This is a genomic window from Brevibacterium sp. FAM 24630 (assembly GCF_049804075.1).
Classification (GTDB): Bacteria; Actinomycetota; Actinomycetes; order Actinomycetales; family Brevibacteriaceae; genus Brevibacterium.
This window is the reverse complement of record NZ_JBNBZD010000004.1, coordinates 49,315-61,422: the sequence shown is the minus strand read 5'-3', so window position 1 is coordinate 61,422 and position 12,108 is coordinate 49,315. Positions and strand designations below refer to the sequence as shown.

Annotated in this window: 7 protein-coding genes; 3 read left to right on the top strand and 4 right to left on the bottom strand. The window is 65.8% G+C overall.

Going from position 1 to position 12,108, the window contains the following annotated elements; translation table 11 throughout:
* Positions 1-61 precede the first annotated feature (61 nt).
* Positions 62-2,005, top strand: a complete 1,944-nt coding sequence (locus tag ACPUD7_RS04560; protein ID WP_425119282.1) for an FAD-binding monooxygenase — start codon at positions 62-64, stop codon at positions 2,003-2,005.
* Between the two features lie 148 nt (positions 2,006-2,153).
* Here ACPUD7_RS04560 and ACPUD7_RS04555 read toward each other — a convergent pair whose 3' ends face one another.
* The 3 genes from ACPUD7_RS04555 to udk form a co-directional block, all read right to left on the bottom strand.
* Positions 2,154-2,648 carry a hypothetical protein gene (locus ACPUD7_RS04555; RefSeq protein ID WP_135537376.1) on the bottom strand — a complete coding sequence of 165 codons (495 nt, stop codon included), beginning with the start codon at positions 2,646-2,648 and terminating at the stop codon, positions 2,154-2,156.
* 185 nt (positions 2,649-2,833) lie between these two features.
* Positions 2,834-4,510: a DUF222 domain-containing protein gene (locus tag ACPUD7_RS04550; protein ID WP_425119281.1), complete on the bottom strand. Its 1,677-nt coding sequence runs from the start codon at positions 4,508-4,510 to the stop codon at positions 2,834-2,836.
* A 168-nt stretch (positions 4,511-4,678) separates the two neighbouring features.
* Complete coding sequence (gene udk, locus ACPUD7_RS04545; protein WP_135537378.1) at positions 4,679-5,299, bottom strand: uridine kinase; 621 nt, start codon at positions 5,297-5,299, stop codon at positions 4,679-4,681.
* Between the two features lie 263 nt (positions 5,300-5,562).
* Here udk and mgtE point away from each other — a divergent pair, with 263 nt between their 5' ends.
* A complete protein-coding gene (mgtE, locus tag ACPUD7_RS04540; RefSeq protein ID WP_135537379.1) occupies positions 5,563-6,906 on the top strand; it encodes a magnesium transporter in 1,344 nt (447 codons plus the stop codon).
* A 23-nt stretch (positions 6,907-6,929) separates the two neighbouring features.
* Here mgtE and ACPUD7_RS04535 read toward each other — a convergent pair whose 3' ends face one another.
* Positions 6,930-8,471 (bottom strand): FCD domain-containing protein, encoded by a 1,542-nt coding sequence (locus tag ACPUD7_RS04535; RefSeq protein ID WP_135537380.1) that lies wholly within the window; start codon positions 8,469-8,471, stop codon positions 6,930-6,932.
* A gap of 149 nt (positions 8,472-8,620) precedes the next feature.
* Here ACPUD7_RS04535 and ACPUD7_RS04530 point away from each other — a divergent pair, with 149 nt between their 5' ends.
* Entirely contained in the window at positions 8,621-12,055 is a 3,435-nt protein-coding gene (locus ACPUD7_RS04530) for a bifunctional proline dehydrogenase/L-glutamate gamma-semialdehyde dehydrogenase (RefSeq protein WP_425119280.1), read from the top strand.
* The last annotated feature ends 53 nt before the right edge of the window (positions 12,056-12,108 follow it).

The following is a 12,108-nucleotide window of genomic DNA, read 5'->3' as shown; positions in this document are numbered from 1 at the left end:
ATCGTATATGAACTGATAGCATTCGAGTATCACGACGACGTGTCAAGAACCGGAGGTTGACATGCATTTCCATCAGAACGGCTATGTGTCCGCTGACCCGCGGATCGAGGAAGCCGCGGGCTGCGGAATCGATCGCAGCGAGGACCTGCCCGATGAGGTCGACGTCCTCATCGTCGGCAGCGGCCCCGCGGGAATGATCGCGGCCGCTCAGCTCTCGCAGTATCCCGAGGTCAACGCCCGGATGATCGAGAAGCGCGATTCCCGTCTGGTCATCGGTCAGGCCGATGGCATCCAGGCTCGATCGGTCGAGACCTTCCAGGCCTTCGGTTTCGCCGAGGAGATCATGCGCGAGGGTTATCACATCACGGAGATGTCGTTCTGGAATCCGGATCCGGACAACCCCGAGCACATCATCCGCACCGGACGGCCCAAGGATGACGAACACGGGATCAGCGAGTTCCCGCACCTCATCGTCAACCAGGCCCGCGTGCTCGACTACTTCGCCCAGTTCGCCGTCCAGTCCCCCGGTCGGATCACTCCTGACTACGGCATCGAGTTCGTCGACCTCTCCGTCGGTTCCGCCGGTGAGGATGCGCCGGTCAACGACCATCCGGTGTCCGTCACCGTCCGCTACACCGCCGGTGACCGTGCCGGTGAGGAACGGACCATCCGTGCCGGTTACGTCGTCGGCTGCGATGGGGCCCGGTCGAAGGTGCGCTCGTCGATCGGGCGGACCATGTCCGGTGACCAGGCCAATCATGCCTGGGGTGTCATGGATGTCCTCGCGAACTCCGACTTCCCCGACATCCGCACCAAGTGCGCGATCTCGTCGAAGCACGGCAACATCCTCCACATCCCCCGCGAGGGCGGTCACCTCTTCCGGATGTACGTCGACCTCGGCGAGGTGCCCGAAGACGATGCTCGCAAGGTCCGGCAGACGAGCATCGACGAGATCATCCGGCGCGCGAATGCGATCATCGCGCCCTACAGCCTCGATGTGAAGAATGTCGCCTGGCATTCGGTCTACGAAGTCGGCCACCGACTCACCGATGCCTTCGACGATACCGATGAGACCGACCCGGGTTCGCCCTGCCCGCGCGTGTTCATCACCGGCGATGCCTGCCACACGCACTCGGCGAAGGCCGGTCAGGGCATGAACGTGTCGATGCAGGACGGCTTCAACATCGCCTGGAAGCTCGGCCAGGTCATCACGGGCCGGTCGTCGACGGAGCTGCTGCGCACCTATTCGGCCGAGCGTCAGGTGACGGCGAAGAACCTCATCGATTTCGACAAGGAGTGGTCGACGCTCATGGCGACTCCGCAGGAGGAACTCCCGGACAAGGCCTACCTCGAGGAGTTCTACGTCAAGACTGCGGAGTTCCCCGCCGGGTTCATGACCGAGTACACGGAGTCGATGATCACGACGTCGACGAAGCATCAGGAGCTGGCCGCCGGGTTCCCGATCGGCAAACGCTTCAAATCCGCTCGTGTCCAGCGCAGCTGCGATGCGAACTTCATCCACCTCGGCCATGAGGCGAAGGCCGATGGCCGTTGGCGCGTGTACGTCTTCGCTGATGCCGCGGCTCCGACCGCAGCGGTCGATGGCACCGCAGCGGTCGATGGCACCGCAGAGTCCAAGGTGGCAGGACTGGCGCAGTGGCTCGAATCCGATCCGACCTCTCCCCTGGTCGCCTACCGCCGCGCCGACGAAGACCTCGACGCCCTCATCGAGCTCAGCGTCATCTACCAGCAGGAGCATGCCGAGTTCGCGTTCCCCGATGTGCCGCGGGTCTTCCGCCCGCATGTCGGTGCCTTCGATCTCGAATACGTAGAGAAGATCTACGCTGCCCTGTCCGACGACGACATCTTCGACGTGCGTGAGATCAGCCGTGACGGTGCCGTCGTCGTGGTCCGGCCCGATCAGTACGTGTCGGGTGTCTTCCCGCTCGAGGCGCACTCCGAGATCGGCGACTACTTCGCAGGAGTCTTCGAACCCGTGAAGTGACGCGAATGACTGCAGCGGCTGACTGAGGCAACAGCCCCTTTTCAGAATGCTGAGGCTCAAGTGCCCTCGACCTGTGGTCGGGGGCATTTCGCTTGTGCTGCCAACCCTCGACGCCGGCAGCGATGTGTCCGAAGACCCGGAACCAGCCTCACGCGGCGGGACCATGGCGTTTGGCCATGCAGCGTTTGATTCGTTCACGGCGGTGACGATTCTTTTGGGCCTCGGCGACCAGTCCACAAATTCCCGCGGCGACGAAGAGGATGCTTCCCAGGACCCACAAACCGAAGCCTGCCGCAGGATAGGCGACCTCCATGCCCCCGGTGAGCATCCCGTTCGCGGTCTGTCCGTCCCACATCAGGATCGGCGGATCGGCGACCATCTGCAGCAGGTGCAGCCCCAGGACCGTACCGAGAACGATCGCTGCGATCGACCACCATTTCGAGGCGGACAGCAGCCAGGCAGTGAACGCGCCGGTGAGGATGATGATCCAGAGCGCGAGGTACCCCGGATTGAGGTCATTCATGTCGATCGGGGAGAATCCGAGAGACGTCACACGGATCCGCATCGATCCGTTCCCGCCGCTGTCGAGGACAGGCACGAAGGCCGTGATCACCCAGCAGGCCACCGATCCCAACGGGAGCACACGCGCTGCGAGGTTGAGACTTCGCCCTCGCGCTGTCGTCCATCGTGAACTGCCGTTCCTACCCGCCGTGCCCATACCCACGATTATCTGCAGCATTCGTGTGACAGGTGTTCCCACGATGTTCCAGATCCGACACGCTGCCTCAGCCCAGGTACGCAGCCTCGGCTCAGGTATGCAGCTCCGACTCAGTCCGGTCCGAAGACTGCCTTTACCAGTTCCGTCTCGACCGGGCTGCCTTTGCAGTCCGTCGCTGTCAGCCGCCGGTGCGCATTGCGTCTGCGCCAGTCGGCGATCTTCTCGGCACGGGTGCAATACCGCTGTTGCAACTGCTCGGGCAGTACGAATCTCGGGACGATCGACTGGAACTCGATCGGAAAACCCTCAGCCCTGCGCGGCGACTCGCCCCGCTGTGGTTCGGGGAGGTCCCGCTGTGGTTGGCGGAGGTCTCGCTGCGGCTCGAGGAGGTCCGGCTGTGGTTGGCGGAGGTCTCGCTGTGGCTCTTCTTCCCGCTGCGGTTCGAGGAATCGAGAGAGGGCTTGGCGCCAATCGACCCCTGGCGGCGAACCTCCGGGTTCGGACACCGCTTCGGGGCGCGGAAACCGCATGCGGCGGATCACCGCGGGCGTGGCCACATCGTAGGTGCGCCCGCTCGGTGTGGTGACCCGCAGGCCCTCCGCTGTGGCTTCGTGCTTCCATCCGGGGTGCTCTTTCGCGTAGTTGCAAGATGCGCACAGGCCTGAACCGTTCTCCCAGGTGGTCGCTCCACCCGATGCGACCGGCCGGGCGTGGTCGGCGTGCCGGATCGGGGCATCACACCACGGAGTCCGGCACACATCGTCGCGGAACGTGATCATCTGCCGCAGTCGTCCGGTGAACTCCCGGCTCTTCGAGTCCATTCCCACCAGCTGTCCGTCGTCGGGGCGGGTGAAGATCCTGCTGATGAACATCTTCGCCTCGTTCGCGGCAACGAATTCCCTTGCCGTCTTCGCCGGAAACGGCCCGAACCCGGGCAGCCAGGCCGGTACGAGTCCGTCAGAAAGCAGAGATTCGGCCTCGACGAGCAGATGGATCTCCGAGGGCACCGCCGTAGCGCTCGATTGGCCGCTCAGTCGTTCGACAAAGGTGTCGGCGAGCACCTGCTGGCGGTTCCGCCCGCCTGCATCAGCGGCGACAGTGATCGACTCAGCACCGGCCCGGAGGCTCTCATAGGCGGCGACGGCCTGTGGAAGCGGCAGGATCGCGGAGATCCTGGCCATCCCGTCATCGATCACGGTCAGGTTCACACGACGATTGGTCGCTGCTTTCGCTGCCCGCTTCGCAGCCGCTTCGGCGTCCATCTCGGCGCTGAGCGCACGTACTTCGGCGCGCAGGCTGCGCAGCCCTGTCGGCTCCAGACTGCGCTTCATCCGCGTATCGACCTTGCGCCGATCGGCATCGGCGAGGACCGCGGTCTCGTCGACCATGATGCGCGCTTTGTCCTCGGAGATCTCCCCCTTGGCCAGGGCCTTGAAGGTGTTGGGCATCCCGATGACGATCGTGCGGGCAGTGCTGAGAAACTTCCTGCCCGATCCGGGAGAGACCTTCTTCGCCAGTCCGACCTCGTCGCCGGCGCGCTTTCCGCAGTCGATCGCCGGCACCCGGTTGAGCCGGTCCCGTCCGATGCGCAGCGCTTCGAAGGCCACGGCCTCTTTGGACTGTGCGGCGACGACAGCGGATCTGAGTTCTTCGAGCGCAGTGATCCGCGCCAGCGTCTCCGCTTCGGTGTCGCCCTGGTCGAGACCGCGCAGGAACTCGCCGAACCGAGTGATCTCGGTCAGCGGATCCGGAGCCATCGCTGGTTCCCGTGCGGAGTCGACGTCCATATGAAGACGCTACCCGTCGGCACTGACACGACATCGGAGACAAACCCGGCAAACGCCGTTCGTCCAGGTCAGGCACGTCCAGGTCAGACATGTCAGGTCAGACACGTCCAGCTCAGAAACGTCCCAGTCAGGCACTATGCCGGCTCACACAGGATGCGGGGCCGCGACTCAGCCGGCTCCGCCGACACCCCTCTGGATCCGATTGAGGATCATGTCCATGGCCACGATGTTGTGGCCGCCCTCGGGGATGATGAGATCGGCGTTGCGTTTCGAGGGTTCGACATAGAGTTCGTGCATCGGCTTGACCGTGCCGAGGTACTGGTCTTCGACCGACTGCAGGGTCCTCCCCCGGTCGACGACATCGCGTTTGATCCGACGCAGCAGACGCACATCGGCGTCGGTGTCGACGAAGAGTTTGATGTCGAGCAGTCGGCAGATGCGCGGCTCCGCGAAGATGAGTATGCCTTCGACGATGATCACCGGCGACGGTTCGACGAGCGTCGTGGCATCGCTGCGATTGTGGATCGAGAAGTCGTAGACCGGACTCTGCACCGCCTGTGAGGCGCGCAGCGTGGTGAGATGTTCGACGAAGAGATCGTTGTCGAAGGCGTCGAGATCGTCGTAGTTGACCTTCTCACGTTCGGCATAGCTGAGCTCATCGCGTCGCTTGTAGTAGTTGTCGTGGAACAGCACCGAGGGCGGGCCCTCGCATCTGTCCAACAGCGCCTGTGTGAGTGTCGTCTTTCCGCTGCCGGTTCCGCCGGCCACACCCACAACCAAAGTCTCCACGGTTCGATTCTCCTCCTCGGCTTCGCTCCTCCCCAAATCTATACCAGCCGATTGGGAGCGCCCTGCCTCGGATTCTCGATGCCCCACCGGCGTCCGTTAGACTCGGACCGCGCGCCGATGATGCGCGCGCAGAAGTTTCTTCGAGCAGATTCCCGGGAGGTGGTTGTCAATGGATTCCGACAGTCGATTGTGCCCCCTCCCTCTCTTCCGCTGACGCCTGCCCCACCGCGCACGCGTCGACCCGACTCTGCTTGGAGTACGTCATGACCTCTGTCCTCGACGCCGCCACTGTCCGGACGCTGACCGACGATCGTGATCTCGCGGCCCTCGGTTCCGCCATCCGCGATCTCGGTCCCAACGCGACCACTGAGCTCATCGCCGAGCTCTCGGCCACCGAAGCCGCGATCGTCTTCCGCCTCCTGCCCAAAGACGAATCCGTCGAGGTCTTCGACGGTCTCGACCGCGGCACGCGCTCGGATATCATCGATGCCCTCCACACCGAGGAGCTGAGCACGATCTTCAGCGACCTCGATCCCGAGGATCAGGGCCGCCTCGTCGATGAGCTGCCCGCGAATGTCACGACGAAGCTGCTCAACGCCGTCCCCGCCTCCGACCTCGGCGCGGTGATGGCGATCGCCGGCTATGGCCGGAATTCGATCGCCCGCCGGATGTCGCCGACGGCCGTCATCGCGTGGACGAACGACACCGTCGCCGAGGTGACCGGTCGACTGCGCGACACCGAGGTCGACCTCGAGGACGTCCGCCTCATCCCCGTCCTCACCCCCGATCGTCGGATCGTCGGCACCCTCGACGCGCTCGAGCTCCTCCGCTACGCGCCCGGTACCGGAGTGGAGGGCCTGGCCGTGCCCGTCGAGGAGATCACGCACACCGATGACGATATGGAGACCGCCGCCAGAACCGCGCTGCGCGAGGACGTCACCGTCCTGCCCATCGGCGACCGTGAGGGTCGCCTCGTCGGAATCCTGCCGATCAAGGATGCCGCACGCATCATCGCCGAGGCCGACGAGGAGGACTACGCGCTGTCCGGCGGCACCCAGCCGCTCTATCGCCGGTACCTTCCCACATCGGTCCTCACCATCGCCCGCACCCGCATCGTGTGGCTGCTCGTTCTCGCGATCTCGGCGGTGCTCACCGTCCACGTGCTCGAGATCTTCGAATCGACGCTGGCCGAGGTGGTTGCGCTCGCGCTGTTCATCCCGCTGCTGACCGGCATCGGCGGCAATACGGGTTCGCAGGCCGCGACGACGGTGACCCGTGCACTGGCGATGGACGAGATCGGACTGCGCGACTTCATCCGAGTCGCCGGCAAGGAACTGACGACGGGTCTGCTGCTCGGTGTGCTCCTGGCCGTACCGGCGTTCGCGATCGCCTCCCCGCTCTACGGCCTCGAGATCGGTGCCGTCATCGCGCTGACGCTCACGGTCAACTGCCCGATCGCGGCCGTGGTCGGAGGCTCGATTCCGATTGCGGCGAAGGCGTGCAGGGTCGATCCCGCGGTCGTGTCGACACCGTTCATCTCGACCTTCTGCGATGCCAGCGGTCTGCTCGTGTACTTCACCATCGCGATCGCGCTGCTCGGCCTCTGAGCCGACCGTCTCCCAGCCCGGCCTCACCCGAGGCTGCGGGTGAGCTGAGTCCACAGCTGCTGGTCGAAGCGACGCCGACCGAGCAGACCGGCCATATGACGGACCGCATTGTCGACCTTGCCGCGCCAGACGTCGATCGCGGTCTTCGCATCCGCTCCGCTCAGCGCGCGGAACATCGCCCGATCGTCGCTGACGATGCGGTCGCTGGCCGGTGAGTAGTCGAGCTGGAGGACGGAGATGAACAGGCGCAGCCGCAGGGTCAGGGATTCGAAGGCCCGCGCCGATTCCCGCAGTCCCGAGGCTCGGGCAAGCTCCTGTTGGAAATGGAGGTCGGCGTCTTCGACGTCGATTCCGCTGCGAGTCGGTGCCGAGGCCTCGACCTGCCGCAGGGCCAACTGCACGGGCACGAGGTAACGCTGCGGGCGCAGGGACAGCGATCTCAGCACAACCTCGCCGATGGCCATGCGGGCGGCATAGAGGTCGAGCACGTCGACGGTGGTGATGAGCGGGATCCGCGCCCCGCCGCGAGAACCGTCGAGCAGCTTGTCATCGACCATCCGGCGCAGGGCGGCGTCAACGGAGGCCCTGGGCACACGCATCCGTCGAGAGAGCAGGCGCGGGTTGATTCGGTCCCCGGGTTCGTAACCGGAGTCGATGATCTCCTCGCGCAGGGCGATCGCCAGGTGTTCGGTGATCGACCGGGTCTCCTTCGGCAGCCATGAAGAGATCTCCATTGAGTCAGAACTCATGGAACTTCTCACGGGCTCGACGGGCACAGACTCCCGCCACAGCACCCCCTCGAGTCCGTGCCGGACCCGTGCGGAGAGCAGATCGAGCAGAGACCCGGGGATGTCCTGGCATCCGGCCAGCATGGCCTTGAGCGCGTCGAGGAATTCCTCGAAGTCAACGCATGCGCTCACCCGTGATTCCGGCCCCGCACCGAGGTCGTCGGGAACTTCTCGCAGCGGGTCGAAGACGAGGAAACGGCCCTCGCCTGACAACAGATCGAGCAGCTGACCGGTGGGCATCTGCCGGTGTTCGCTGTCGAAGCGCTGCCGCCACCGCCCCACGCCGGCCGAGCGCAGCGCCGCCGCGATTCCCGCGATCCGACGCTGGATCCGTCGTGGCGGCACCGACGGGCCTCCGCCCCCGTTCTCACCCTCGTCACCAGCATCGACGCGCCGGACACCGACGATGACGAGAGGGAACCCGCTGGCGGCGAGGATGATCTCGTGGCCGCCTGTCACCGTGGCCACGGGCACGGTGAGAGAGCGGACGGAGCGGGAGACGATGCTCTGACTCAGACCGGTCGCCTCCGCCAGCGCACGAGTCGAATAGTCTCGTCCGGAGATCCGGGCCCCGGCCGTCGCGACAAGAGCCTCGACGACGCGGTCGGCGGTGTCTTGGATCGGCGGGCGCCCGCTGCGCGGGCGATCGCTCAGGTCGGATCTGCTCGCCCAGCGCCGCAGCGACGTCGGGGACGCGCCCGTGGCCAGCGCCACCTCGGCGAGGGTGGAGGTCTCCAGCGCTGCCACCGCCTGACGACGGAACTCCGGGGAATACATCCCGTCATTCTAATATTTCTGACTCAAAGATGTCAGTGATGGTCTCCGGTCTCTTCACCCCCGGATTCCCGCGGAGCATACTGAGATCGAAGCCACGCGGTCAGCGCCGATGCGCGAAGGCACCATCCACGACAAGCAAGGGAGCGCAGTTGCTGCACACCGATACCGATCTCGAACAGCTCACGGCCCGGTCGATCGACACCGTCCGCAGATGGCTGCGGGTGGCAACTTCGAAGACCGCTGCGAAGAACCCGGCGGCCGAACGCCTCTCCGCGGTCCTCTCCGATGAGAACGGTCTCGACTTCACGGTCGGATTCGTCGATCGTGTGGTCCGCACCGATGATGTGCATGCGGCCGCCGATGCCCTCGCCGAGGTCGGCAAGCTCGCCCCGGAGACGATGTCCGCCCTCGACCGCGCGCAGATCAAGGCCGGCGCCGCGCTGGCGAAGATCGCCCCGCAGGTCGTCGTCCCCGCCGCCCGCACCCGTTTGCGCCAGATGGTCGGGCACATGGTCGTCGACGCCCGCGACAAGCAGTTCGGCAAAACCGTCGCGAAACTCACCGCCGACGGCCACCGGCTCAACATCAACCTCCTCGGCGAGGCCGTGCTCGGCGACGGCGAAGCCGACCACCACCTCGAGGAGACCCACCGCCTCCTCGCCCGCGAGGATGTCGACTACGTCTCGGTCAAGGTCTCCTCGGTGGCTTCGCAGATCTCGATGTGGGCCTTCGACGAGACCGTCGACTATGTCGTCGAGCGTCTCCGCCCCCTCTACCAACAGGCTGCGAAGGCCCCGACGGGCGCGAAATTCGTCAACCTCGATATGGAGGAGTACCAGGATCTCGAACTGACGATCGCTGTGTTCACGCGCCTGCTCTCCGAACCGGAGTTCAAGGACCTCGAGGCCGGAATCGTCATTCAGGCCTACCAGCCCGATGCGCTCGGCGCGGTGCAGCGGCTGAGCGAATTCTCCGCCGAACGTGTGGACAACGGCGGCGTCGGGATCAAGGTCCGCCTCGTCAAGGGCGCGAATCTCGCGTTGGAGACCGTGCACGCCGAGATCGCCGGATGGCCGGTGACGACGTGCGACTCGAAGCAGTCCACCGATGCCAACTACAAGCGCGTCCTGCACTGGCTGTTCACTCCGGAGCGGATGAAGGGCCTGCGCATCGGCGTGGCCGGACACAACCTCTTCGACATCGCCTTCGCCCATCATCTCTCCGTCGACCGTTCGGTCACCGACCGGGTCGAGTTCGAGATGCTCCAGGGCATGGCCAGCGAGCAGGCCGCCGCCGTGACCGAGGACGTCGGCGACCTCCTCCTCTACGTCCCGGCCGTGCACCCGAAGGAGTTCGACGTCGCGATCTCCTACCTGGTGCGCCGCCTCGAGGAGAACTCGGCTTCCGAGAACTTCATGTCCGGCATCTTCGACCTCGCCAACGGCAACGACGTGTTCAAGCGCGAGGCCGATCGGTTCACCGCCGCTGTCGCCGACCTCGAGTCGATCCTCGACTCCGAAGGTGAAGCCGCGCCCCTTCCCAACCGCCACCAGGACCGTTCGACAGAAGTCCTCGGCGAGACCGTCGTCCCGACCGAGTTCTTCAACGAACCCGACACCGATCCCTCGCTGCCGGCGAACCAGGCGTGGGTCCGGAAGATCATCGCCGAGGCGACCGCTCCCGGGTACCTCGACGATCGTCCGCACGCGCCGACGGTCGAATCGACCGAGCAGCTCGATGAGATGATCGCATCCGGGCGCGCCGCGGCCAAGGGCTGGCGTGAGCTCGGGGCTGCCGGACGAGCCGAGATCCTCCACCGGGCCGCGGACATCTTCGCCGCCCGTCGCGGTGAGTTCATCGCGGTCGAGGCCGCCGAGGTCGGCAAGATGCCCGCGCAGTCGGACCCCGAGGTCTCCGAAGCCATCGACTTCATCCGCTACTACGCCCTGAATTCCCTCGAACTCGACTCGCTCGACGGGGCGAAGTTCACCCCCGATGAGATGGTCGTCATCACCCCGCCGTGGAACTTCCCCGTCGCAATCCCGACCGGCGGCACCGTGGCGGCCCTGGCGGCCGGGTCGGCCGTGATCCACAAGCCTTCGAAGCCGACGCCGCACTGTTCGGCGCTCATCGTCGACTGCCTGTGGCAGGCCGGTGTCCCGAAGGACGTTCTGCAGCTGTGCGCCCCGATCGAACGGGACCTCGGTCAGCACCTCGTCTCCCACCCCGATGTCGACCGGGTCATCCTCACCGGGGCCTCGGAGACCGCGGCCCTGTTCAAGTCCTTCCGCCTCGAACTCCACGTCAACGCCGAGACCTCGGGCAAGAACGCTCTCATCGTCACGCCCGCAGCCGACCGTGATCTGGCCATGGCCGATCTCGTCCATTCGGCCTTCGGCCATGCCGGGCAGAAGTGTTCGGCCGCCTCGTTGGGCATCATGGTCGGGTCGACCTACGACTCCGAGCGCTACCGCAGCCAGCTCATCGATGCCGCGTCCTCGATGGTCGTCGATTGGCCGGCGAACCTCGCGGCCACCATGGGCCCGCTGACCGAGGATCCTTCGGACAAGCTCCGTCGCGCCCTGACCTCGCTCGAGCCCGGAGAGTCCTGGCTGCTCGAGCCCAAGCAGCTCGACGACACCGGACGCCTGTGGAGCCCGGGTATCAAGGACGGGGTCAAACCGGGGTCGTTCTTCCACCTCACCGAGGTCTTCGGTCCGGTCCTCGGGCTCATGCACGCGAAGGATCTCGACGAGGCGATCGAGTTCCAGAACGCCGTGGACTTCGGTCTCACCGGCGGCATCCACTCCCTCGACCCGGAGGAGGTGCGGACCTGGCTCGATCGTGTTCAGGTCGGCAACGCCTACGTCAACCGCGGCATCACCGGAGCGATCGTGCGCCGGCAGTCCTTCGGCGGCTGGAAGCAGTCCTCGGTGGGTCTGGGTTCGAAAGCCGGCGGGCCGAACTACCTCATGCTCTTCGGCCACTACGCCGACGATCCCGCGAGCTTGCCGGGCGCCGTCGGCCCCGAGCAGGACCTCGATCTGGCCAAGGCCGATGACGAACGCTGGCTGGCCCGCGAATTCGGGGCGGCCAAGGACCACACCGGGCTGGCCTCCGAGGCCAACATCTTCCGCTACCGCCCTCGTCCGGTCACTCTGCGAGTGACGTCGACGGCGACGCTGTTCGACCTCGAACGCTCGGTTCACGCGGCCAAGACCGTCGGGGCGACGGTTCAGCTCTCCGTCGCCGAGGATGTACCCGCCGCGGTGAAGATCGCCGTGACGAACGCCGGGGTCGCCGCACGCACCGAGTCCGCCGCGGACTTCGCCGAGATGGTCGCCGCGGGCAGGTACGACGACACGGTCGGGGCCCGCATCCGCGTGCTCGGCGCCCTTGAGGACGAACTGCTGGCCGCGGCCGCTCCTCGCCCCGAAGTTGCGATCATCGATGAGCCGGTGACCTCCTCTGCCCGGGTGGAGCTGCGCTACTACGTGCAGGAGCAGGCGGTGTCGATGACTCTGCACCGCTTCGGCAACCCCAGTCGCGACTTCCACGAACTTGCGGCCGAACTCAAGGGCTGAACGCGAACCTCTCACTGAAGGCGGCCCGCCTCCTCGCAAGGGGAGCCGGGCCG

What these genes read in the sequence shown, in the direction of transcription:
- ACPUD7_RS04560 (WP_425119282.1), top strand. Translation starts at nt 62, where the DNA reads ATGCATTTCCATCAGAACGGCTATGTGTCCGCTGACCCGCGGATCGAG.
- ACPUD7_RS04550 (WP_425119281.1), bottom strand. Translation starts at nt 4,510, where the DNA reads ATGGACGTCGACTCCGCACGGGAACCAGCGATGGCTCCGGATCCGCTG.
- mgtE (WP_135537379.1), top strand. Translation starts at nt 5,563, where the DNA reads ATGACCTCTGTCCTCGACGCCGCCACTGTCCGGACGCTGACCGACGAT.
- ACPUD7_RS04535 (WP_135537380.1), bottom strand. Translation starts at nt 8,471, where the DNA reads ATGTATTCCCCGGAGTTCCGTCGTCAGGCGGTGGCAGCGCTGGAGACC.